Here is a 21,540-nt window from a genome sequence, read left to right as displayed (position 1 = left end):
TCAGACAATGGTAACTTTCGAGACACGACCTTCGCCGTGCCGACCGACCTCACGACCGGTCGGCGGCCCCGTAGCACGCCTCGACCCGTCGGTCGAACGCGTCGGCGAGGGCGTCGGTGGTTGCCCCGCCGCCGACGGCGGCGCCGTCGACGGCCGCCACCGGCCGCACCTCCCACGTCGTGTTCGTCAGGAACGCTTCGTCGGCCGTGCGCACCGCGTCCACGTCGTAGGTCCCCGTCTCGACCGGAATCCCACGCTCGGCGGCCAGTTCGAGCACGACGGCCCGCGTCACGCCCGGCAGGATCGGTCCCGCGAGCGAGGGCGTCTTGAGCGTCCCGCCGTCGACGAAGAAGACGTTGCTCGTCGCCCCCTCCGCGACGGCGCCGTCCACGTCGCGGACGAGACACTCGTCTGCCCCCGTCCCCCGCAGTTCCAGTCGCGCCAGAATTCCGTCGAGGTAGTTGTGCGTCTTGGCGGCGGCGGGCATCGCAGTCTCCGGAATCCGGCGCCGCTCGACCGTCCGCACGTCGGCGGGGCCGTCCCACACGTCCTCGCCGTCGACGCCGCCGCGGGGGAGCGGCTTGACGATAATCACCACCGACGGCTCCACGTCGTCCGCGGGCGTCAGCTTCCCCGGCTGGACGCCGCGCGTGACCGAGACGCGGACGTACGCGTCCGCGAGGCCGTTCGCCGACAGCGTCGCGTCGATCCGGTCGTGGAGGTCGTCGGGCACGGCGTCGGGCATCCCCAGCGTCTGGCAGGTGTTCGCCAGTCGCGTCAGGTGGGCGTCCCACTCGAACACCGCGCCGCCGTAGGCGCGACACGTCTCGAACGCGGCGTCGCCGTAGAGGAACCCGCGGTCCTCGACGCTCACCGTCGCCTCGCTCGACTCGACCAGCCGGCCGTTCACGTGGTACTGCATAGCTCGAGGAAGTTGCGGACGAGCCGTTTCCCGTCGTCGGTCAGGATACTCTCGGGGTGGAACTGGACGCCGATATGCGGCTTCTCGCGGTGGCGGACACCCATCACGACGCCGTTGCCGTCGTCGGTGTGGGCCGTCTCCACCAGTGCGTCGGGCACGTCGTCGCGGCCGACCGCCAGCGAGTGATATCGCCCCACGTCGAAGCGCTCGGGCAGGCCGTCGAAGACGCCGCCGCCGTCGTGGGTGATCGTCGACCGCTTGCCGTGGACCACCTCCGGGGCGTGGCCGACCGTCGCGCCGTGGACCGCACACAGCGCCTGATGGCCGAGACAGACCCCCAGGGTCGGATACTCGAGGTCGGCGAAGACGGGCATCGACACGCCCGCCTCCTGCGGGGTGCCCGGCCCCGGCGAGACGACGATGCCGTCCGGGTCCAGCTTCCGAATCCCGTCTACGTCCACCGCGTCGTTCCGGCGGACGAGCACCTCGCCGGCCGCCTCGCCGACGTACTGGACGAGGTTGTACGCGAAGGAGTCGTAGTTGTCGACGACCAGAATCCGACTCATCCCCCCGTCACCTCCATCTCCATCCCGTCGCCGAGGGCGGCGTCGACGGCGTTGACCAGCGCCCGCGCCTTCGCCAGCGTCTCGTCGTACTCGCGGTCCGGCACCGAGTCGTGGACGACGCCGCCGCCCACCCGGAGGTGGTACTCGTCGCCGTGGCGCACCAGCGTCCGGATGATGATGTTGAGCGTCGCGCGGCCGTCGAAGCCGATGGCCGCCATGCTCCCCGTGTACGGCCCACGCCGGCGCGCCTCCACCTCGTCGATGATCTCCATCGTCCGTGGTTTCGGTGCGCCCGTAATGGTGCCCCCGGGGAACGTCGCGCCGATGGCGTCGCCGAGATCGTACCCCTCGGCCAGTCGCCCGGTCACCTCGGAGACGAGGTGAAACACCTCCGAGTAGCGGTCGACGCGCCGGTACTCGTCGACGGTGACCGAGCCGTACTCGCTCACCTTCCCCAGGTCGTTGCGTTCGAGGTCGACGAGCATCGCGTGTTCCGCTCGCTCTTTCTCGTCGCTTCGCAGATCCGATTCGAGGCGCCGATCCTCGGCGTCGGTGTCCCCGCGCGGTCGGGTGCCAGCGATGGGCTCCGTCCGCAGGTGGTCGCCGTCCCGCTCCAGCAACAACTCGGGACTCGCGCTCACCAGGTCGACGCCGGGGAACTCGACCAGCCCCGAATACGGCGCCGGGTTCACGTCCCGGAGCGCGGCAAAGGCCTCGACCGGGTGGACCGCCGCCGGCGCCGTCAGCCGGTGGGAGATGTTCGCCTGGAAGGTGTCGCCGTCGCGGATGTACGCCTGCACCCGGCGCACCCGGTCGGCGTACGCCGCCCGATCACAGGAACTCGTGAAGTTCACCGGCCCCGTCGTCGGCGGGTCGCCGACCGACGGATCGCCCATCGTCGCCGCCGTGGCCAGTTCCAGCGCCCGTTCGACGCCGCGTTCGTAGGCCGCCTCCGTATCGCCGTCGACGCGCGGCGTCGCGACGATCCGCAGCGTCGACTCGCCCGCTCGCCACGCCGCGAGACAGGTGTAGCGTGCGAGTTGGAGCCGCGGGAGTCCCCGGTCGTCGACGGCCGACGACGGCAGGTCCTCGATCTCCCGGACCGTGTCGTAGGAGAGCCACCCGAAGAAGCCGCCGGGGTAGGGAACCTCGCAGTCGCCGCGGGCGAGCGACTCGTCCGCGACGAGGTCGGTGATGGCGTCGAGGACGCCCTCCTCGACCTCGTGGACCGCGTCGGGGTCGACGCCGAAGTAGCCCCAGCCGGGTTGCCCGCCCGAGGTTTCGAAGAAGACGGAAGGGGCGTCGCCCCGTGCGCGGCGGTAGGCCTCGAACGGCTCCGCGCCCAGCCGAACGACGACCGGTACGCGCGTTCCGGGCGCCGCACCGGCCGCCGCGTCACGGAAGGTGTCGAGCGACGTCTCGACCGTCGCGTCGTCGCTCACGCGCGCTCCACCCCCGCGCTGCGGCGATCACCGCCCGCCGCCCGCGTCGCCCCCTCAGCGGTCCACATCGACGTATTCGAGGCGGACCTCGTCGAGTGGCTGGTCGTTCGGGTCCGTCTTCACCGAGCCGAGTTCCTCGACGACGTCCATCCCCTCGATCACTTCGCCGAAGACGGCGTGCTTGTCGTCGAGGTGTGGCTGGGCGTCGAGGGTGATGAAGAACTGCGAGCCGTTGGTGTCCGGACCGCGGTTGGCCATCGAGAGGACGCCCGGGCCGTCGTGGCGGAGTTCGGGGTGGAACTCGTCGTCGAAGGTGTAGCCCGGGCCGCCGCGGCCGGTGCCGGTGGGATCGCCGCCCTGGATCATGAAGCCGTGGATGATCCGGTGGAAGGGGATGTCGGCGTACAGCGAATCGCCGCGCGTCTCGCCGGTCTCAGGGTCCTCCCACGTCACCGTCTCGGGAGCCGGGTCGTCGTTCGCCGCCGGGTCGTGTTCGGCGAGGTTGACGAAGTTCTCCACCGTCTTCGGCGCCCGATCCGCGAACAGTTCGACCGTGATGTCGCCGTGTGTCGTATGCAGCGTCGCAGTCGGATTGCTCATACGAACTCCTCGCGGGCCGGCGGGATAACGTTGCTGTCCCGTCGCGGGGTCGTCGTTCCGTCCGGACGGTCCGCGGGGCGGTCCCGCCGTGACGTTACGACTCCGCCGTCACCGGCGCCGCGGTCGCAGTCGTGGTCGCGTTCCCCGACGGCGTCCCCGACTCCGAATCATCGTCCGCGCCGAGTTCGTCTTCCTCGTCCTCCTCGGGCGGCGCCTCGTAGTCGCCCTCGATCATGAACTCGGCGACGTACGCCACCAACTGCTCGTTGTCGGCGACGCGGTACCGGTCTCCCTGCATGAACGTCTTGTCGCCGAGCAGGAGGACGTTGTTTCGCTCCACGGCGACCGGATACTCGCCGGTCACCTCGTCGCTCCCCGACTTGATCGTGTTCGGCGCGCTCCGGAGGAGGACGCTCCCGTTTCGGGCGGTGACGGCCGCCGCCGTGTACATCGTCGTCTGCTCGACACCGTCCAGTTCGCCGCTCGTCGGCCGGGCGAGGACGTGTTTGAACGTCCCGTCGGCGTTCTCCTGGTTGTAGAGGTACTGGGTGTCGACGCTCATCCCGTACCGGGACGCGAGCGTCGTGAGCCGGCTCTCCTGTGTCGCGATGCTGGTTCCGAAGATGCTGGCGCTGACGGCCGTCCGGTCCGGCTCGCCGATCATCACCAAGCGACCGCCGTTGCCCGTGAACTGCCGCACGTCGTCGATGTCGCCGGGCAGGTACTCCGACCCGGGATCGATCACGAGGAACGCGTCCGCGTCCTCGAGCGCGACGGCCAGGTCGCCGTCGGTGTAGAACTCGACGTGATACCCCTCCCGAACCAGCGCGTCGACGAGCGGTTCGATGTCCGACCGGCTGAAGCGGTTGGCGTGCCCGCGGTCGATGACGACCGTCCCCGTGTCGTCGGCGTCGGGATCGGGGTCGGGATCGACCGTCCCCGTCGCTTCGATGGGGTCGGGGACGACGGCGTCGGGTTCGTACTCGGGGTTCTGGAGCGACGTTCGCCCGTCCTCACTCTGGAGGAGCGTCGAGCCCCCGGCGACCACCGCGAGGACGACGGCGACGGTCAGGACGAGGACGACCAGCCGCTTCCCCAGTTCACGCCACATGGGTGCCTCCCGACGCCGCGGCGACGGCCGGAGACGGCGACAGGCGGGTCGCCGCGGTCGGTCGCGTTTCCGCCGCCGAGTCGTTGGCCGGGTTCAGATACGTCGCCGGCACCATCAGGAACACCGGTCCGGACGGCTCCTCGCCGTAGAGATACGTGGCCGACACCATCGTCTTGTTCGGCGCGGTCGACGCGACGTAGTTCGAGCGCGAGAGGAACCGCGCGGTCCCGTCGGGGCGCATGACGCGCACGTCGTAGTTGTCGAGTCCCGCCTCGTCCGCGGCGTGTTCGACCGCCGCCTGCCGCCCACCGATGGAGTCGACGAGGCCGTTCTGGACCGCCTGGGTGCCGCTGTAGATGCGCGCCTGTTCGAGTTCGGTCCGGGAGAGCTGAAGCTCCGAGCCGCGCTGCTCGAAGATGGCGCCGATGAAGGCGTTACCCAGTGACTCCAGGATGTAGTTGAACTCGCGTTCGTCGCCGCCGGTCAGCTTGTTCGGGCCGGTGGTGGAGATGACCGTCGTCGGTTCCAGTGCCCTCGGCGTCGTCGCGAGCACGCCCACGCTCCCGACCGTCGAGGCCGGCTTGGCGTAGATGTGATCGCTCGGCGCGATGGTGTAGTACGCGCCGGAGGCCGCCGCGGCGTCGACGCTGGTGATCACCGGCATCTCCTGGCTGGTCCGCTTCGTCTGGAGATACAACTCCTCGCTGGCGGCGGCGCCACCACCCCCGCTGTTTACGAGCAACACGACCGCCTTCACGTCGGAATCGGAGCGGGCCCGCTGTAGCATGGCCGATACCCCGGCGGACGTCCCGCCGTCGATGGTTCCCGCCACCGGAACGACCGCGACCGTTCCGTCCGAGGACGTGGCGTTCCACGCGACGGGTGCCAACGCGAGGCCGACGACCACTCCGATGACGACGAACAGCACGTACGACCGTGCGATTCGCCGAAGGAGGGCCCCTATTCTGCTCGCCATGACGTACGTGAAGGTGTACCACTACAAAAAACGTCGGCTACGACCGATCACAGCGGTGAGAGTCTCGCCAACAGCTGTGCCCCGCGGAGGGCGCCGGCTCTGGCCGCCGCCTGCCCTTTGAGCGCCCCCGCCTTCGCGTAGTAGCCGCTCTTCCGCGCCGACCCGACGGCGTAGTGACGGGCCGAGGCCGGGATGGGCTGTCTGCGACCCTGCATCCGCGTCGAGCCGTTACGCATCGCGTCGAGCACCGTGTCACCGTCCAGGTCCGCCCGCGCCACGCCGTCGATGACGAGTTCGGTGAACGCCCGGCCGACGTGGGGGACGGAGTGGGCGTCGCTGGCGGCCAGCGCCGGGTAGCCGCGTTCGGCCGCGAACCGCCGCGCCCGCCGGTTCCGAAACCCCGTGAACAGCCACGAATTGAACACTTCGACCGCGTCGCAGTCGACGAGGTGGCGCCGCGGAATCCCGTGGCGACTCCGCTGGAACGGGTGTGGAACCACCGCCACGCCGCCGTGGTCGCGAACCCACTCGACCGTCTCGTCGAGCGGCGCGCGCCGCGGCGGCATCTCGGTCACGCCGATAGCCAGCAGGTGTCCCACGTTCGTCGACACCTCGACGCCCGGAATCCCGATCAGACCGTACTCCGGGGCGAGTTCGGCCGCCCGGAGCGACTCGTGGATCACGTCGTGGTCGGTGACGACGATGCCGTCCAGCCCGATTTCCGCCGCCTGCTCCAGCAGCAGCTCCACGGGGTCGTGGCCGTCGTAGGAGCCCTCGGAGTGAACGTGCGGGTCGATTCGGAGCGTGGTCTGCACACCATCTATTCGCTCGGCGAAAGGATAAGCCTCGTGGCTCGGGGCCGCAGGGGACGACCCGTCGTAACTGTTCACCGTCCGTCGCCGTCAGCGCGGGCGATGACGGACGGAACTGACTTCCAACACCCCGTCTCACTCGGCGACGGCGAGCGTCTCCTCGAGGACGTCCCGCACCGTCGCCACTTGGTCGTCGTCGAGTTCGACCAGCGGCGGCCGCACCCCGTCGTCGTCGATGACGCCGCGTTCGATCAGCGCCGCCTTCGTCGTGGGCGCGAAGCCGAACTCCAGGGACGTGTCGAACAGGGGCGCGATGTGGTTCAACTGGAGGTCACGTCCGCGCGACACGTCGTTTTCCGCCGCCGCGTCGATGGCCTCCGCCATCAGTCCGGGCAGGTAGTTCGACACCGCGTTGATGCCGCCGGTGGCGCCGAGCGAGACGGCGGGGACGAGCTGGCTGTCCCACCCCTGGAACAGGTGGAAGTCGTCGCCGGTCCGCCGGATCACGTCGATGAGGTGGGTCAGATCGCCGCTCGTATCCTTCATGCCCGCGAGATCGGGGTGGTCCGCCACCGCCTCGATCAGGTCGGCGTCGATTGACTGCCCGACACAGGAGGGGATGTTGTAGAGAACGATCGGGAGCGACGTGTCGTCGAGGACGGCCCGCAGGAACCGCTCGTTGCCCGCGGGGTCGTTCGCGCCGTGGAAGTAGGGCAGGACGATCAACACGGCGTCGGCGCCGGCGTCGGCCGCGACGTCGATGCGTTCGAGGGTGCCGGCGACCGACGTCGACGCGGCGCCGGGGAGGACGGGCGCGCCGTCCGCGGCGTCGACGCTCGTCGAGACGACCGTCTCGTACTCCTCGAGGGTGAGGCTGGCGAACTCGCCGGTCGTCCCGCAGGGGACGAGGCCGTCGGCGCCGTTCTCGAGGACGAACTCCGAGAGGTCGGCGACCGCGTCCGCGTCGACCGAACCGTTCGCGAAGGGCGTCACCGTCGGCACGAGGGACGTGCCGTACTCCGAGTCTGCGGGTGCAGTTGGCATAGTGGTTGGCGTCTCGGCGCGCGGATAGTTAGGCGTTCCCCTGTGGTTACGGCGCCGGATCGGCGCCCGCCCCCGACCGCCCGAAGGCGTCGAGAATTCGGTCCTCGAGCGTGTCGAGGACGACCAGCGTCGGGGGGAGCGTCGCCAGCGCCGCCACCAGCGTCAGGAAGATGACGCCCACCGTCAGGAAGCCGAAGTCGGCGAGGATGGGGAACGGCGAGAGCGTCAGCGCCGAGAAGCCGAACACCGTCGTCATCCCCGAGACGGAGATGGCCTTCCCCACGCGGGTGGCGGCCGTCTCCACGGCGTCGAGCTTGCTCGCGCCCGCTCGCGACTTCTCCTCGTAGTACCGCTCCATCACGATGATGGTGTACTCGGCGCCGATACCGACGGTCAGCGCCCCGAGGCTGGCGCCGAGCGGTGACACCGGAATGTCGAGCGCCGCCATGTAGAGGTTCTGCCAGCCGATGACGAAAAACATCGGCACCAGCGGTGCAATCGCCTTCACCAGCCGCCGGTAGTACGCCAGCAGCAAGCCGAAGATGAGGGCGACGCCGAGCCCCGTCGTGACGTTCCGGCTCTCGATCTGATCGACGATGGAGGGCGGGGAGATGGCGGCCGTTCCGGTGAGCTCCGCCTGCACGCCCGGCGGCGGGTTGCTGAACTCGATGGCCTCCCCGACGTTCGAGATGAACGAGAGCGTCTCGTCGGTCGTCATGTCCTGGGCCGCGATCACCGTGATGTGTGCGTAGCCGTCGCTGTAGTATCGGGCGCGCTCCCGGGCCGGAACGCGGTCGAGGACGCGCTCGACGCCCGCCTGCGTCTGTGGAATCTCGCCGCCGTTGTACTCTTTGACGAGCGTCGCCGGCGAGTCGACGCCCTGAACGAGCGGCGCGCCAACGGCCACCCGTTCGAAGTCCTCCATCCAGCGCAACACCGCCGGATGTCTGAGGTCGCTCCCGAGGAGTATCACGTCGTACTGGACGGCCGTCCCGCCGCCCGTCGCGGCACGGAACTGCTGGAGGTCGACGTACGCCGGCAGGTCCTGCGGGATGAACTCCTCGGTGTCGGCGAGGGTGTCGAGTCCGGTGCCGGCCTGAAAGCCCGCGCCCATCAGCAGGACGGCGACCAGCAGCACGACCGCCGGGTTGGCCGCCAGCGTCCGCGAGGTGCGCCCGAGCGCCCGGCCGAACGCGCCGACCCGTTCGGAGTCGGTGGGGTCGTCGTCGCCGTCGAACCCCGGTTGAGCCGGGCCGACCGCGTCGCCGTCGACGGCCGGGTCGGTGGGCGGCGTCCCGTCCGGCGTGTCGTCGTCGGTGCCGTCGTCCGCATCGGTCGACGCCTCGCCCGACATCTCCTTCCACCCGCCGTCGGCGAGTTCGTGAAGCCCGAGTTCGCCGAAGCCGCGCCGACGGAAGCGTGCGTATAGCGTCAGCACCGGCAGCAGGACGATCAACCCCGCGAGGAAGGTCAGGAGGACGCCGAAGATGGAGGTCTGGGCGAACCAGACGAATGCGGGCGTCCCCTGGGTCGAAATCCAGGTGGCGCCGAAGCCGAGCGCCGCGGCGAGCATCGCGACGAACACCGGCGGTCCGATCCCCGCCAGCGCCCGCGGGAGCGCCTCCCGCGGCGGCGCCGTCTCCAACTCCTCCTCGTAGCGCTCGTGGAACTGGACGGAGTAGTCGATGCCGAGGCCGATCAGGATGGGGAAGACGGCGCTCGTCAGGGTCGAGTTCGGCACCCCCGCGTAGCCGATGGCGCCGAACGTATAGAGGACGCCCACGAACACGGCGACGATGGGCAGGAGGCGCAGTCGAACCCCCCGGAAGAGGAAAAAGAGCGCGACGATCATCAGCCCGACCGCGAGACCGAGCAACTGGTTCGTGCTCTGCTGGATGAGCACGGACAGCTGTGCCGAGAAGGCGGCCGAGCCGGTGATGATCACGTCCACGCCGGCGGGGAATCGCGCCCACTCCTCGGCGGAGAGCGCCTCGGTGTAGATGGGCCGCTCCTCCGGCTGGGTGAGTCCCGGCTCGAACACCACCTGCACGAACGCCAGGTTCGGACGCCCGAGGACGCGCTCGATTTTCGCCTCCGAGTCCGGAATCCGGCCGTACTCCGCGCGCACCCGATCGGCCGGGCTGGAGACGTACGCGACGTTCTCCACCGTCGACATCCGGTCGTCGAACCGGGCCATGGCCCTGAGCGTCGCCGGGTCGGTCACTTCGCCCCTGACGAGGACGGATATCGACCCGCGGTCGAACGAGTCGCCGAACTTCTCGAGGGTGGGGTTCTCGGCGGTAAAGGCCTGATCGCCGGTGACGCTCGTGATCTGTGCCGCCCCGCCGAACGCGGTGACGAGGAGGAGCGCGGCGATCAGGAGCGTCGCGACCGGGTGGGCCTGAATCTCGTGGCCGACGGTCCGGAACAGCCGTCGGAGCGCGGACACGTCAGCCCACCCCCCGTCGCGGCCCGGCGGTCGTCACCCGTCGGTCGGACGCGTCGGTCATTGCCGACGGTACCAGACGACGCCACCGATCACGGCCAGCACGACGACGACGCCGATGACGACCGGCGGGACCGGCGGGCCGCCCGACGGCTCGTCGACCGGCACGCCGATGGGCATGCCGTCCGTGAACTCCGTGTCGCCGTCGGCCTCGTCGTATCGCACTTCGATCGAGGAGGCGTACTCCTTGGGGAGGGCGTCGCTCGTCGCGCTGATCCGGAACGTGGCCGTCGACGTCTCGCCCGGTGCCATCCGCCCGAGGAACGCCCCGTCGTCGGACGTCGAGAGCGGGTCGCTGGTGAACAGGCGGGCGTTGACCGCCGAAATCGGCTCGTTACCGACGTAGCGAACGTCGGCCGAGAGCTGTGCCGTCCCGCCCGGCGTCACCGTCGTCGAGACGTTCGACACCTCGAAGCGGTCGCGCTCGGCCTCGATCACCGCCGTCTTCCGGATCGGGTTCGACGCCGTCAGCACGTCGCCGTCGGCGTTCTCGTACTCCACGTCGAAGGTGAAGGAGTTCGCTCCCGGTTCGGCGTCGCTCGTGATGGCGGCGGTGAAGGAGACGTCGGCGGACTCGCCGGGGGCGAGCGTCCCGACCGCCGATTCGCCGTTCGTCGGCGTCACCGTCCCGTGGTCGCGCATCCTGACCACGACGTTCCGGGCGGGAGCCGGCCCGGTGTTCGTGATCTGTCCCGAGACGGTCGCCTCGTTCTCGTCGACGCGGAAGTTCGACGTGTCGAGATCGGACAGCGTGAATGTCCGCTCCGGGCGCACCGTCACGCCCGTCGTCAGCGCGTCCGAGCGCTGGCCGATGTCGTTCTCGTCGCGGTAGGAGACGACGGCGTCGACGGGGTACGCACCCGGCGTGACGTCGTCAGTGGCACCGACCTGTACCGACACCCGCCGTGTCTCGTTCGGGTCGAGCGACCGTACGAACACGCCCGTCTCCGCCGCCGGCGTCGCCGGGCTCCCGAAGAAGAGCCCCGACGCGCCCGAGGAGAGCCGGATCGACGCGTTCCGTGCCGTCTGCGTCCCCGTGTTCTTGATCGTGAATGCCAGCGACCCCGTATCGCCCGCGAACAGGTGGTTCGTTCCCTCGGAGACGATGTCGAACGACGCCCGTTCCTCGATGCGGATCGTCAGATCGACCGTCCGCTCCTTGTCGAGCCAGACGTACTCGATCTCCGAGGGTCCCGACGCCGTCTCGTCGTAGATCACCGCACGGGCGTGACGGTAGGTGACTTCGACCGGCACGGTGTACGTGCCGGGTTCGACGTCGCCGATTTCGAGGGCGAACGTGAACTCACTGACGCCGCCGGGACCGATGCTTCCGGCCGTCACCGTCCCCGTCTTCACGTCGATGGGCGCGTCGATCCGCCCCTGGCGGACGCGCATCTGGACGCTCCGTGCCGTCTGTACCTGCTCCTCGAAGCGCCCGACACCGCCGTCTTCGATGTTGCCGTCGTTGGTCGTGACGACGGTCAGCTGTGCCCGCTGATTCGGCTGGAACGTGTTGTCGGCGACGCTGTGACTCAACTCGGGGTTCCCGGTGACGACGCTCGACGCCACCGTGGGAACGACCGGCGCCAACAGCAGACAGCCGACGACCGCCAAAATCGTGATCCGCCTCATGGTGGCACCTGCGGTGCGCCGGGGATAACGATGACGATTACGTCGATACAACGACAACAGCATTCAACTAGAATCGAGTTGTTTCGGAGACGACGACGACCGCTGGCCCTGCTATCGGAACTCGCGGTCAGTACGACAGTCGAACCACTCGATCCGTGTCACCGTCGACGAGTTTCAACGTCTCGCGATCGTTGTCGAGGACGGGTGCCGAGGCGCCCCAGTAGACGTGTCCGTCGCGGTTCCGACCGTCGCCGACGTGGACGACGAGTTGCTCGCCCGGCCTGAGCGTCCGCCCGTCGAAGAAGAAGTACGTTCGGTCGCCGCCGTCGGTGAGGTACCAGTCCGAGAGGTCGACGCTCTCCTCGCCCGCGTTCTCGACGACGACGTACTCGTCGTCGAGCGCCGCCGCGTCGTCACCCGGCGGGTTGGGGTGGACGGCGGCGATGCGGAGGGCCGGTTCCGCCGACTCGCGGAGCGGCGGCGTCGGCTCAACGGTCGCACACGACCAGACGCCACGCCCGGCGCTCCGGGCCGCCCGCTCCGCGTCGGCGTATCGGTCGTCCGTGGCACGGGCGTACCCCCGTTCGACGAACCGGCGGTTGAGCGACCGCCCGTCGGCAGCCAGGACGGCGGTCGGCGCGCCGGCGCTGCCCGTCACCGAGCGAACCGTGACCGACTCGCCGACCACCGCCGTGCGCGCGTCGATCAGCGCCCGTCGGCCCACCTCGGCGAGACACGTCCGGCCGTAACTCCCGGTCACGACCCCGTCGAACCGCTCGGGGTCGCCCCCGCCGGCTCCGAGGGCGTCGATGCCCGCGAGTCGGATCGTCCGCCGCTCGCCCGCCGCGGTCCGGTAGGTGATCCGGCCGCCGCCCGCGACGCCGACGACCGTCGCCGACGCGTTCGCGGCCGCGACGGCGCCCGTCTCGCCGTGGCGCTCGGCGACCGTCCGGCGGTCGTCGCTCGCGGCGGGCGTCGTCGCGTTCGGGACCGGGTCGCTCGCCACCGTCGTCGCCACCTCGACGGGCGCGGGCGGTGCCGACTGCGCGGCCACCCCACCGACCGCCAGCCCCACCGCCACGACGACGAGCAGGGTTCGGTGGTCCAGGGCGTCGATCCGGGTGACTACGTACGCACCGACGGCGAGAACGACGGCGAGAACGAGCATAAACGAGGCGAGCGGAAGCATGATGAGAGACCGGCGACGTTGCTTCCGCTCGGTCGTCGACCGACTTAGTTATTCGCCCGCGCTCTCAGTCCCGATAACGCCCCGTGCCCGCGCCGGAACTCCCCAGTCGTCGACGGCCCAAACCGTGATCGCCAGACACCTCGCTAACTCGTTCGTGAATCATCGGGTGTTCGACGGCTCATACGTACCGAATTCGACGGATCGAGAGTTCGAGTTCGAACCGGTTCGGGGCGACCGAGTTCTGCGCCCGGCCGTCGCGCTCGAACCGCACCTGGTCGGCCACCGTCGTGGTGTCGTCGGTGTCGAGGCCGTCGTCGTCGTCCCCGTCGTCGAACCAGAACCGCGGGTAGTCGGTGGCGACGATCCGGGACACCTCTTCGTGTTCGTAGCGGACGCGCACCCGGAACTCGACGTCGCGTATCGTCCGGGTGCCGGTGTTCTCGACGCCGAACCGGTAGGAGACGACGGCGAACTTCTCCAGTTCGGTCAGGCGGACGGCGAGCCGGCGGTTTTGCACCTCGATGTCCTCGCTCGGAAGCGGCGCCGGCGTCTCCGTCAGGGGGGTTCGCGCGGGCGTCGCCGTGGGCGCCGGTGTCGGCGCCGGCGTCGGCGTCGCCGTCGACCCCGCGTCCCCGTCCCCGGAGCCGGGCGTGCCCGTCGTTTCGGGTTCGATGAACAGGCCACTACAGCCGGTCAGCGACGCGAGCAGCCCAGCCCCGGCGCCGAGAATCGTCCGGCGTCCGATACGGTCGTCGCCCATCGAGGCGGACATCGCGGCCGGGGAAGAATAAAGCTCGCCCTTCGATTCTCAGTGCCGAGAGCGAGGCCGAAGGGGGCAGAGCGACCGAGGCCTCGCGGTGGAGCGGGGAGCGGAGCGACCCGCGGAACGGTGGAGCAGAGCGACCGAGGCCTCGCGGTGGAGCGGGGAGCGGAGCGACCCGCGGAACGGTGGAGCAGAGCGACCGAGGCCTCGCGGTGGAGCGGCGGCGAGGCCAACGGTCAGTCGGTTTCGAATCGAGCGGGGAGAGACGACCCGCGAGACGAGCGTAGCGAACCGCGGGACGGTGGAGCACGGCGACCGAGGCCTCGCGAACCCTTTTGCTCACTCCCCACTACCATCACCTATGAGCTACGAGGCGGTGCTGTTCGACAACGACGGCGTCCTCGTCGAACCCGTCGGCCGGTCGGTCCTCCGGCGGGCGACGTGGGAGGCCTTCGACGCCCTCGGCGTGTCCGACCCTGACCCCGACGACGTCGACCGGATCTCCATCGGCGTCACGCCAGATCTGCTCTCGACGGTCTGTGCGACCTACGACCTCGATCCCGAGCGCTTCTGGCGCGCCCGCGACTACCACTCCTCGCACGCCCAGCGCGTCGAACTCCGCGCCGGCCGGGCCGCCCTCTACGACGACTTCGACGCCGTCCGCGATATCGACGCCCCGCGCGGCATCGTGAGTTCGAACCAGCAGGAGACCGTCGAGTTCATGCACGACTTCTTCGCCACCCGCGACCTCTTCGCCACTGCCTACGGGCGCGATCCGACGATACGGAGTCTGTCCCGGAAGAAACCCGATCCGTACTACCTCCACCGCGCGCTCTCGGATCTGGACGCCGACGCCGCCCTCTTCGTCGGCGACAGCGAGTCCGACGTGCTGGCGGCACGGAACGCCGGCCTCGACGCCGCGTTCGTCCGCCGTCCCCACCGCGAGTCGTACGAGCTCTCGGTCGAGCCCACCTACGAACTCGACGGGCTGGCCGACCTCCTCGACATCGACGGGGTGCCGGTTCGCGGGCGGTGAGCGGGCGCCGGGGCTATACCCCTCCAGCCCCTACCTCGCGTATGAGCGAGAACGAACGCTCCCTCGCGGACCTGTCCGACGACGAGTGGCGCGACCGACTCACCGACGACGAGTATCATATCCTGCGCGAACGCGGCACCGAACCCAAGTTCAGCGGCGACTACCTCGATCAGAAGGCGGACGGCACGTACACCTGCGCGGGGTGTGGCGCCGCGCTCTTCGACGCCGACACCAAGTTCGACTCCGGGAGCGGATGGCCGAGCTTCTACGACGCCGTCGACGGCGCCGTCGAACTGGAGACCGACACCCGACACGGGATGCGGCGGACGGAGGTGCTGTGTGCGACCTGTGGCGGCCACCTCGGCCACGTCTTCGAGGACGGTCCCGACCCCACGGGCGAGCGCTACTGCATCAACTCCGTCGCGCTCGAGTTCGGCGAGGACGCCTAGTCGCCGCCGATATTGACGGTCAACACGGGCGCGTCGGACATCGTGACCACCTTCTGTGAGACGCTCCCGAGCATGTTTCGCTCGTAGTCGGCGCCGTGAGTGCCCATGACGACGAGGTCGATTCCCGCCTCGTCGGCGTAGGCGAGTACCTCGTCGGCGGGGTTGCCCTGCCTGATCGCCGTCCGGACGGTGACACCCTCGGCCTCGAGTCGGCTCGCCACCTCGGTGGTCGCCGTCTCTCCCTCGGCCCGGAGGCCGTCGACCACGTCGCCTTTCATGTCCTCCTGCAGCGTCAGGAACGAGCGGTCGTCGATCACGTACAGGGCGTGGACGGTGGCCGACCGGCGCGCGGCGACGTCGGCCGCGTGCTCGATCACCACGTCCATCGACTCGCTCCCGTCCGTCGGGAGCAGGATGTCCTCGTACATCGTGTACGTCGTCGGTTCGACGCGCGGGCTCTCACCCTTTTCGGTTCCGCGGTGGGTCAGTGAGTCAACAGGAGCAGTCGCTCCGCCGTCCGCGCGAGACAGAACGGCGCGTCGGGCGGGTTGCCGAAGGTCACCCGGTCGTCCGTCGAGACGAACAGTCGCTCGAACGGCCGCCCGCAGGCCGGGCACTCGTATCCGTTCCGGTTCTCAAGATACATCGACGCGCCGTCCTGCGTGTGGAGTTTCAGCCCCGCGCGGTAGTCGTGGACGTCGAAGCCGTCCGAGAGGTCGAGACGCTCGGCCATACACGGGGACCGCGGGCGACGGCGTTAGGCGTTGTGGCTGGCGACGATCTCGTTTCGCAAGGTTCCGACGCCCTCGTACGTGATCTCGACCGTGTCGCCGGGTTCGAGGAGGCCCGGGTTGGCCGGGCTGCCGAAGGAGATCACGTCGCCCGGGCGGAAGGTGTAGCGCTCCGAGAGGAAGGCGACGATTTCCTCGGGGTGGAAGATCATCTCGTCGGTCGTCGCCGACTGCCGGTTTTCGCCCGAGATGACCGTCTCCATCGCCATCCCGTCGAGGTCGACGTCGGTCTCGATCCACGGTCCCAGCGGCGCCGATCCGTCGAACGCCTTCCGCGCCGTCCGGCGGTCCTGTTCGTAGGCATCGAGGTCGTTGAGGATGGTGTAGCCGAGGAGGGCGTCCTCGACCTCGTCCACGGTGAGATCGTGACACCGCTCGCCGATCACGGCGGCGAGTTCGCCCGCGTAGGTGAACGACTCCACCCACTCGGGGTACTCGATGGGTGCTTCCGGCGGGTGGAGGGCGTGGGGCGGCTTGACGAACCAGTCCGGGCGGTCCGGTCGGTCGCCCTCGCCCATCTGTTCGATCTTCGCGCCGAAGTTCCGGCCGGTACAGAAGATGGCCGCGGGATCACAGGGCGCCATCAGTTCGGCGTCCTCGCCGACGACGTACGTCTCGCCGTCGCCGTCGGTCGTGACGACGCCGTCCTCGTACTCGCCGGTGAAAATCCCCTTCGCCGTGCAGATGCGGGCCAGTCGCATGGGCCGACGACGACCGCCGGTCGGCTATCGGTTTCGGTTTCGTCTACGCCAGGCTCGCGAACGCGAGCGTTCCGCTGATGTTGTCGATTTTCGCCTCGACGGTCTGTCCCTCCTGTGCGCCGGGGACGAAGATTGTGTACTTGCCGCGCTCGGCGACGCCGTCGCCCTTGCGGCCAGTGCCCGTGACCTGTAGCTGGTAGGTCTTGCCCTCCTCCAGCGTGGGCGTACTCGCGGACGAGGTCTGTTTCGGCCGCTTCTCGACGGGTCGGAACGCCCCACACGCCGTACAGCGGAGCATGTCGACGCCGTCCTCGCGCACGAGGTTGGTGTCCGGTAGCCCACACTCCGAACAGGTGACGTACTCGGTGACGTAGGCGTCGATGGCGGCGTCGAAGTCGCTCGCGGTAAAGGAGCCGTTGTAGCGCGCCCGGTCGCCGTCGAACTGGCCGTTCGTCCCGAGTTCGCGCTGGATCGAGCGGTGGAGGTGTTCGGGCTTGCGCCCCAGCGCCTCCGCGATGTCGCCGAGGTTCGTCAAGCGCGTGAACGCGCCGTCGGTCTCGCCCGCCGGGTCGGGGACCTGCAGGCGGTCGCCCGCCTCACGGGTTCGCTCGGGCAGCGTGTCGTAGGCACGGTCGAGCGCAGAATCGTAGTTCATACTGTCTGGATGGTCTCACGTCGTAAATCGATTCCGTGAGTCGCGATGACACGTCCCTATAGGGAACATCGGAGATTCTCGCCGTGACGGCCCTGCGAGAATCTCTGGACAGTTACGATACCCCCTACTAGAACTCCGCGTCGACCAGCGCCGCCGCCTCGCGCTCGCCCATCGGTCCCCGCTCGGCCAGCAGGTCGAGCAGCCGCGCCACCCGGTCGTCGGTCGGCTCGACGCCCGCCCGCTCCAGCAGGGCACGGGCGCTCCCGCGGCCGCTCCCGGCGCCGAAGACGAGGCGGCGCTCCCCGCCGAACGTGGCGGGGTCGAACGGCTCGAACGTCCCCGGATCGCGGAGCATCGCCGCGGTGTGGATGCCCGACTCGTGGGTCGTCACGTCCGCGCCCAGCACCGGCGTCCGCGGGTCGACCGACTCGTCGAGGGCGTCGAGCGCCGCTTCGCAGGCGGGGACGAGTTCGGTGCGGTCGACGGCCGCCGCGCAGCCGCCGGGTCCGTCGACCCCGTCCGCGACGACCACCCGCTCCAGCGCCGCGTTGCCCGCGCGCTCGCCGAGCGAGGCGACGCTCACGTCCGCCGCCGTCGCCCCCGCGTCCACCGCGGCCAGCGTGTTCGCGACGGCGACGCCCATGTCGTCGTGGAAGTGGACGCCCAGTCGGTCGCCGTCGACGCCCCGGTCGACGAGGTCGGTCACCATCTCTCGCACGCTGTCGGGCGTCCGCGCCCCCACCGTGTCCGCGACGGTGATCGTCGGCACCGACGGGAAGCGCTCGTAGACGGCCGCGAGGTGGGCCGGATCGGTTCGGAACCCGTCGACGAGGGTGAGGTGGACCGCCGCGCCGCCGTCGCGGGCGCGGTCCAGCGTCCCGGCCGCCATCGCCATCGCCTCGTCCCGCGATTTCCCGAGGACGTGGTCGAGCTGCCGCTCGGAGGTGGGGACGAACACCTCGATCACGTCCGCCTCGGCGTCGAGGGCGGCCTCGACGTCCCCGGTCGTCGCGCGGGCGATGCCGACCACGTCGGCGTCCACGTCGCCGTCGCCTGCGAGCCGTCGGATCGCCTCGCGGTCCGTCTCGCCGACGGCGGGAAAGCCCGACTGAATCGCGTCGAGGCCGAGGCGGTCGAGCGCCCGTGCGGCCGCCAACCGGTCTTCGACGCCGTACTCCCGGCCGGGCATCTGTGCGCCCTCCCGGATCGTCACGTCGCGGAGCGATACGGTCATCAGATCACGCCCTCCTCGCGGAGTCGGTCGTACTCCGTCTCGTCGAGGCCGAGTTCCGAGCGGAACACCTCGTCGTTGTGCTGGCCGTGACCGGGGCCGGCGTGGTCGACGGTCCCCGGCGTGCGCGTGAGTCGCGGCACCGGCGCCGCCGTCCGCAGACTGCCGAGGTCTTCGTCGTCCATCGCCACGATGTCGTTGCGGGCCGCGTACTGCTCGTCCTCGAAGATGTCGGCCATGTCGTAGACGGGACCGACGATGGCGTCGGCGGCCTCCATCGCCGCGATGGCCTCGTCGGTCGAGCGCTCGCGGGTCCACGCCTCGATGATCTCGTCGAGTTCGTCCGCGTGGTCGACGCGCGCCTCGTTGGTGGCGAAGCGGGGGTCGTCGACGATGTCCGGGCGGTCGATGGCCTCGGCGACGTTCTCGAAGATGGACTGGGCCGACGCCGAGAGCGTCATGTAGCCGTCCTCGGTTTCGTAGACGTTCCGCGGTGCCGCGCTCTCGTGGTGGTTGCCGATCCGCTCGCGGACCTCGCCGAGGCGGTCGTACGCCTCGACTTCGGAGACGAAGAGTCGGAAGAGGGGTTCGTAGAGGCTCATATCGATCACCTGTCCCTCGCCGCTGCCGCCTCCGCGGCCGACGTCCCGCTCGAAGAGGGCGAACATGATACCCTGCACCGCGAAGTTCGCAGCGGTGAGGTCGCCGAGGCTGATGGGTGGCAGCAGGGGCTTGCTGTCCGGGAAGCCGTTGACGTGCGCCCAGTTCGAGATGCCCTCGGCGACGGTGCCGAACCCCGGCTTGTCGGAGCGGGGGCCGGTCTGTCCGTAGCCCGACTGCCGGACGACGATCAGGCCCGGGTTCTCCTCGTGCAACCGGTCGGGGCCGAGCCCCCACTTCTCCATCGTCCCCGGCCGGAAGTTCTCGACGAGGACGTCCGCGTCGTCGATCAGATCGAGGAGGAGGGCGCTCCCCGCCGCCGTGCTCAGATCGAGCGTCACGCAGCGCTTGTTGCGGGCGATGGACTTCCACCAGAGCGAGACGCCCTCGTCGTAGGGCGGCCACTCGCGGAGCGGGTCGGTGCCCTCGGGGTGTTCGACCTTGATCACGTCGGCGCCGAAGTCGGCCAACTGGGTCGTGGCGAAGCCGCCGGCGATCATGCCCGAGCAGTCGACGACCCGGAGGCCGTCGAGCGGTCCCTGTCGCTTACGTGCGGTCATGAGCGACCGCTACGGCGGGGGGTCCGATAAGCTGTCGGGATGGTTCGTTTACACGGCCTCGCTCCGCCCGTCGCCGTAGCCTGCGTAGCGGAGGAGTTCCGCGGCGCGGTCGGGTTTGGCGAGAAACACCTCGCGCCGGTCCGGAAGATCGGACTCGGCAACGTCCGGGGGGAGCCCCAGCGTCCCCGAGGGGACGCCCTCCTCGCCGAGGACGGGGAAGTGACGCCCGTCGAGTTTCATCACGAGCGGTGCGTCGAGGCGCTCGACGCCCTCGCCGGAGGCGTAGAGCCGCCGGTTCATCCGCTCGTGGTCCGTGCGGTGGATGACGGCGTGGCCGCCGTCGTGGGGTTCGACGTACAGTCGCCCGAGGTAGTAGCCCGCGGAGAACTCTTCGAACATGCGGTTCGGTAGATGGTACCACACCACACGGTATAAGTCTTGTCGGCAGCGTTTATATCGAACCGCAATGCAACCGTCAGGGGGCGTCTAACGGTCCGCAGTCACCGGCGCCGGTCGCGCATCGACCAGACGGCGATCAGGCCGAGGATCAAGGCGGGGATCATCGGGAGGACGAGCATCGCCGTGCGGTAGGTGGCGCCGAAGACGCGGCCGCCGGCGGGCCAGAGGTAGACCATCCCGGGGATCACGAGGACGGCGACGACGACGGCGGCGACCAGCACCCAGCCGGAGCGGCCGAGTCCCTCCTCGGGGAGTTCGGCCTCCGCCTCGGCGTCGGTCGGGACCTCGCCGGTGGTGACCGTCACCGTCGGTCCGTCACCGTCGGCCGCGTCGTCACCGCTCACTGTCGGGCACGACGACGACCTTTCCGAACCCCTCGCGGTTCTCCAGCAGTTCGTGTGCGCGGGCCGTCTCGCTCATCGGCAGCGTCTCCCGGATTCGTGGCTCGAAGGTGCCGTCCCACACCAGGTCGAGCACGTCGTCGAACTGGCCGGGCGTCGCCATCGTCGAGCCGATTACCTCCAGTTGGTTCCAGAAGATGCGATTGACGTCCGTCTCCGGGTTCGGCCCCGTGGTGGCGCCGCAGGTGACGAGGCGGCCGCCCTTCGCGAGGCTCTTCAGGGAGTCGCCCCACGTCTCCGCGCCGACGTGGTCGACCACCACGTCGACCCCGCGGCCGTCGGTCAGGTCCCGCACCTCGCCGGCGAAGTCGACGGCGGTGTAGTCGATGGCGTGATCCGCGCCGCAGTCGACGGCGTGGTCGAGTTTCGCGTCCGTGCTCGCGGTGGCGAACACCGCCGCGCCGAGGTGGTCGGCGATCTGGACGGCGGCGTGGCCGACCCCGCCCGAGGCGCCGAGGACGAGCACCGACTCCTCCGGGCCGAGGTCGGCGCGGTCGACGAGCATCCGCCACGCGGTGCCGAAGACGAGCGACGCCGACCCCGCGACCGTCCAGTCCACGTCGTCCGGAACGGGGACGAGGTTGGCCTCGGGCACCGCCACCTCTTCGGCGTGGACGCCGGGGACGTGTTCGCCGAGGATGTGATAGGAGACGCACATCGAGGGCTCGCCGTGGCGACAGAACTCGCAGTCGCCACACGAGACGCCGGCGGTGACGGCGACGTGATCGCCCGGCTCGAACCGGGTCACGTCCGCGCCCACCTCGCGGACGACGCCCGCCGCGTCGCTGCCCGGCGTGTGTGGCAAGTCGAGGTCGATGCCGGGCAACCCCCGACGCGTCCAGACGTCGAGATGGTTGAGCGCCGCCGCCTTCACGTCGACGCGTACCTCGTCCCGACCCACCGTCGGCGCCGGCGCGTCGGCGTACTCGATGACTGCCGGCCCCCCGTGTTCCACGAACTGAACCGCTTTCATACCACGGAGAACCACCGGCATCGACAAAACGCTGTGGTTCGACCCGGAGCGGTCGCGTGCA

At 69.8% G+C, this 21,540-nt stretch carries 23 protein-coding genes; 2 read left to right on the top strand and 21 right to left on the bottom strand.

Going from position 1 to position 21,540, the window contains the following annotated elements; all coding sequences use genetic code 11:
- Positions 1 to 49 precede the first annotated feature (49 nt).
- From DU484_RS16915 to DU484_RS20085, 12 genes are all read right to left on the bottom strand, one after another.
- The gene (locus DU484_RS16915) at positions 50 to 922 is read right to left on the bottom strand and encodes an aminotransferase class IV (RefSeq protein ID WP_114606518.1); all 873 of its coding nucleotides are present in this window, start codon (positions 920 to 922) and stop codon (positions 50 to 52) included.
- Positions 907 to 1,488 (bottom strand): anthranilate synthase component II, encoded by a 582-nt coding sequence (locus DU484_RS16910; protein WP_114587105.1) that lies wholly within the window; start codon positions 1,486 to 1,488, stop codon positions 907 to 909. Before DU484_RS16910 ends, DU484_RS16915 begins: the two co-directional genes overlap by 16 nt.
- Entirely contained in the window at positions 1,485 to 2,930 is a 1,446-nt protein-coding gene (gene pabB / locus DU484_RS16905; RefSeq protein ID WP_114606517.1) for an aminodeoxychorismate synthase, component I, read from the bottom strand. Before pabB ends, DU484_RS16910 begins: the two co-directional genes overlap by 4 nt.
- A gap of 54 nt (positions 2,931 to 2,984) precedes the next feature.
- Positions 2,985 to 3,530: a peptidylprolyl isomerase gene (locus DU484_RS16900; RefSeq protein WP_114606516.1), complete on the bottom strand. Its 546-nt coding sequence runs from the start codon at positions 3,528 to 3,530 to the stop codon at positions 2,985 to 2,987.
- Positions 3,531 to 3,624: 94 nt separating this feature from the next.
- Entirely contained in the window at positions 3,625 to 4,641 is a 1,017-nt protein-coding gene (locus tag DU484_RS16895) for a DUF4350 domain-containing protein (RefSeq protein WP_114587102.1), read from the bottom strand.
- On the bottom strand, positions 4,631 to 5,617 hold the full coding sequence (locus DU484_RS16890; protein ID WP_114606515.1) for a S49 family peptidase: 987 nt from the start codon (positions 5,615 to 5,617) through the stop codon (positions 4,631 to 4,633). Before DU484_RS16890 ends, DU484_RS16895 begins: the two co-directional genes overlap by 11 nt.
- A gap of 47 nt (positions 5,618 to 5,664) precedes the next feature.
- Positions 5,665 to 6,432, bottom strand: coding sequence for a CehA/McbA family metallohydrolase (locus DU484_RS16885; RefSeq protein WP_114606514.1), 768 nt, complete (start codon positions 6,430 to 6,432; stop codon positions 5,665 to 5,667).
- A gap of 132 nt (positions 6,433 to 6,564) precedes the next feature.
- Complete coding sequence (locus tag DU484_RS16880) at positions 6,565 to 7,473, bottom strand: dihydrodipicolinate synthase family protein (RefSeq protein WP_114606513.1); 909 nt, start codon at positions 7,471 to 7,473, stop codon at positions 6,565 to 6,567.
- Between the two features lie 46 nt (positions 7,474 to 7,519).
- Complete coding sequence (locus DU484_RS16875) at positions 7,520 to 9,922, bottom strand: efflux RND transporter permease subunit (RefSeq protein ID WP_114587098.1); 2,403 nt, start codon at positions 9,920 to 9,922, stop codon at positions 7,520 to 7,522.
- A 57-nt stretch (positions 9,923 to 9,979) separates the two neighbouring features.
- Entirely contained in the window at positions 9,980 to 11,611 is a 1,632-nt protein-coding gene (locus DU484_RS16870) for a COG1361 S-layer family protein (RefSeq protein WP_114606512.1), read from the bottom strand.
- Positions 11,612 to 11,738: 127 nt separating this feature from the next.
- Complete coding sequence (locus DU484_RS16865; protein WP_114606511.1) at positions 11,739 to 12,800, bottom strand: lamin tail domain-containing protein; 1,062 nt, start codon at positions 12,798 to 12,800, stop codon at positions 11,739 to 11,741.
- A 178-nt stretch (positions 12,801 to 12,978) separates the two neighbouring features.
- On the bottom strand, positions 12,979 to 13,560 hold the full coding sequence (locus DU484_RS20085) for a hypothetical protein (RefSeq protein WP_114587095.1): 582 nt from the start codon (positions 13,558 to 13,560) through the stop codon (positions 12,979 to 12,981).
- Between the two features lie 364 nt (positions 13,561 to 13,924).
- On the opposite strand from DU484_RS20085, the gene DU484_RS16855 reads away from it, so the two are divergent.
- Complete coding sequence (locus tag DU484_RS16855) at positions 13,925 to 14,599, top strand: HAD family hydrolase (protein ID WP_114606510.1); 675 nt, start codon at positions 13,925 to 13,927, stop codon at positions 14,597 to 14,599.
- A gap of 41 nt (positions 14,600 to 14,640) precedes the next feature.
- On the top strand, positions 14,641 to 15,048 hold the full coding sequence (msrB, locus tag DU484_RS16850; RefSeq protein ID WP_114587093.1) for a peptide-methionine (R)-S-oxide reductase MsrB: 408 nt from the start codon (positions 14,641 to 14,643) through the stop codon (positions 15,046 to 15,048).
- On the opposite strand, the gene DU484_RS16845 is transcribed toward msrB, so the two are convergent.
- The 9 genes from DU484_RS16845 to DU484_RS16805 all read right to left on the bottom strand — a co-directional run bounded on the left by DU484_RS16845 (position 15,045) and on the right by DU484_RS16805 (position 21,479).
- On the bottom strand, positions 15,045 to 15,476 hold the full coding sequence (locus DU484_RS16845; RefSeq protein WP_114606509.1) for a universal stress protein: 432 nt from the start codon (positions 15,474 to 15,476) through the stop codon (positions 15,045 to 15,047). The two genes, msrB and DU484_RS16845, sit on opposite strands and share 4 nt — an antisense overlap.
- 56 nt (positions 15,477 to 15,532) lie before the next feature.
- Entirely contained in the window at positions 15,533 to 15,781 is a 249-nt protein-coding gene (locus tag DU484_RS16840; protein ID WP_114606508.1) for a DUF7385 family protein, read from the bottom strand.
- A 24-nt stretch (positions 15,782 to 15,805) separates the two neighbouring features.
- Positions 15,806 to 16,540, bottom strand: a complete 735-nt coding sequence (locus tag DU484_RS16835) for a fumarylacetoacetate hydrolase family protein (RefSeq protein WP_114606507.1) — start codon at positions 16,538 to 16,540, stop codon at positions 15,806 to 15,808.
- Positions 16,541 to 16,583: 43 nt separating this feature from the next.
- Positions 16,584 to 17,195 (bottom strand): translation initiation factor IF-2 subunit beta, encoded by a 612-nt coding sequence (locus tag DU484_RS16830; protein ID WP_114606506.1) that lies wholly within the window; start codon positions 17,193 to 17,195, stop codon positions 16,584 to 16,586.
- A gap of 127 nt (positions 17,196 to 17,322) precedes the next feature.
- The gene (locus DU484_RS16825) at positions 17,323 to 18,429 is read right to left on the bottom strand and encodes a LeuA family protein (protein WP_114606505.1); all 1,107 of its coding nucleotides are present in this window, start codon (positions 18,427 to 18,429) and stop codon (positions 17,323 to 17,325) included.
- Positions 18,429 to 19,646 carry a CaiB/BaiF CoA transferase family protein gene (locus tag DU484_RS16820; protein ID WP_114606504.1) on the bottom strand — a complete coding sequence of 406 codons (1,218 nt, stop codon included), beginning with the start codon at positions 19,644 to 19,646 and terminating at the stop codon, positions 18,429 to 18,431. The genes DU484_RS16825 and DU484_RS16820 overlap by 1 nt, the downstream gene beginning before the upstream one ends.
- 48 nt (positions 19,647 to 19,694) lie before the next feature.
- A complete protein-coding gene (locus tag DU484_RS16815; protein ID WP_114606824.1) occupies positions 19,695 to 20,045 on the bottom strand; it encodes a DUF5802 family protein in 351 nt (116 codons plus the stop codon).
- 101 nt (positions 20,046 to 20,146) lie between these two features.
- A complete protein-coding gene (locus DU484_RS16810; protein ID WP_114606503.1) occupies positions 20,147 to 20,449 on the bottom strand; it encodes a hypothetical protein in 303 nt (100 codons plus the stop codon).
- Positions 20,439 to 21,479 carry a zinc-binding dehydrogenase gene (locus tag DU484_RS16805; protein ID WP_114587085.1) on the bottom strand — a complete coding sequence of 347 codons (1,041 nt, stop codon included), beginning with the start codon at positions 21,477 to 21,479 and terminating at the stop codon, positions 20,439 to 20,441. Before DU484_RS16805 ends, DU484_RS16810 begins: the two co-directional genes overlap by 11 nt.
- Between the last annotated feature and the right edge of the window lie 61 nt (positions 21,480 to 21,540).

Source organism: Haloplanus rubicundus, from assembly GCF_003342675.1.
In the GTDB taxonomy this organism is placed as follows: Archaea; Halobacteriota; Halobacteria; order Halobacteriales; family Haloferacaceae; genus Haloplanus; species Haloplanus rubicundus.
The sequence above is the reverse complement of the archived record's forward strand: the minus strand, read 5'-3'. Positions and strand labels throughout refer to the sequence as shown.

Coding starts and splice junctions, on each gene's coding strand:
- DU484_RS16915 (WP_114606518.1), bottom strand. CDS start 922: ATGCAGTACCACGTGAACGGCCGGCTGGTCGAGTCGAGCGAGGCGACG.
- DU484_RS16910 (WP_114587105.1), bottom strand. CDS start 1,488: ATGAGTCGGATTCTGGTCGTCGACAACTACGACTCCTTCGCGTACAAC.
- DU484_RS16900 (WP_114606516.1), bottom strand. CDS start 3,530: ATGAGCAATCCGACTGCGACGCTGCATACGACACACGGCGACATCACG.
- DU484_RS16895 (WP_114587102.1), bottom strand. CDS start 4,641: ATGTGGCGTGAACTGGGGAAGCGGCTGGTCGTCCTCGTCCTGACCGTC.
- DU484_RS16890 (WP_114606515.1), bottom strand. CDS start 5,617: ATGGCGAGCAGAATAGGGGCCCTCCTTCGGCGAATCGCACGGTCGTAC.
- DU484_RS16880 (WP_114606513.1), bottom strand. CDS start 7,473: ATGCCAACTGCACCCGCAGACTCGGAGTACGGCACGTCCCTCGTGCCG.
- DU484_RS16870 (WP_114606512.1), bottom strand. CDS start 11,611: ATGAGGCGGATCACGATTTTGGCGGTCGTCGGCTGTCTGCTGTTGGCG.
- DU484_RS16865 (WP_114606511.1), bottom strand. CDS start 12,800: ATGCTTCCGCTCGCCTCGTTTATGCTCGTTCTCGCCGTCGTTCTCGCC.
- DU484_RS20085 (WP_114587095.1), bottom strand. CDS start 13,560: ATGGGCGACGACCGTATCGGACGCCGGACGATTCTCGGCGCCGGGGCT.
- DU484_RS16855 (WP_114606510.1), top strand. CDS start 13,925: ATGAGCTACGAGGCGGTGCTGTTCGACAACGACGGCGTCCTCGTCGAA.
- msrB (WP_114587093.1), top strand. CDS start 14,641: ATGAGCGAGAACGAACGCTCCCTCGCGGACCTGTCCGACGACGAGTGG.
- DU484_RS16845 (WP_114606509.1), bottom strand. CDS start 15,476: ATGTACGAGGACATCCTGCTCCCGACGGACGGGAGCGAGTCGATGGAC.
- DU484_RS16840 (WP_114606508.1), bottom strand. CDS start 15,781: ATGGCCGAGCGTCTCGACCTCTCGGACGGCTTCGACGTCCACGACTAC.
- DU484_RS16835 (WP_114606507.1), bottom strand. CDS start 16,540: ATGCGACTGGCCCGCATCTGCACGGCGAAGGGGATTTTCACCGGCGAG.
- DU484_RS16830 (WP_114606506.1), bottom strand. CDS start 17,195: ATGAACTACGATTCTGCGCTCGACCGTGCCTACGACACGCTGCCCGAG.
- DU484_RS16825 (WP_114606505.1), bottom strand. CDS start 18,429: ATGACCGTATCGCTCCGCGACGTGACGATCCGGGAGGGCGCACAGATG.
- DU484_RS16820 (WP_114606504.1), bottom strand. CDS start 19,646: ATGACCGCACGTAAGCGACAGGGACCGCTCGACGGCCTCCGGGTCGTC.
- DU484_RS16815 (WP_114606824.1), bottom strand. CDS start 20,045: ATGTTCGAAGAGTTCTCCGCGGGCTACTACCTCGGGCGACTGTACGTC.
- DU484_RS16805 (WP_114587085.1), bottom strand. CDS start 21,479: ATGAAAGCGGTTCAGTTCGTGGAACACGGGGGGCCGGCAGTCATCGAG.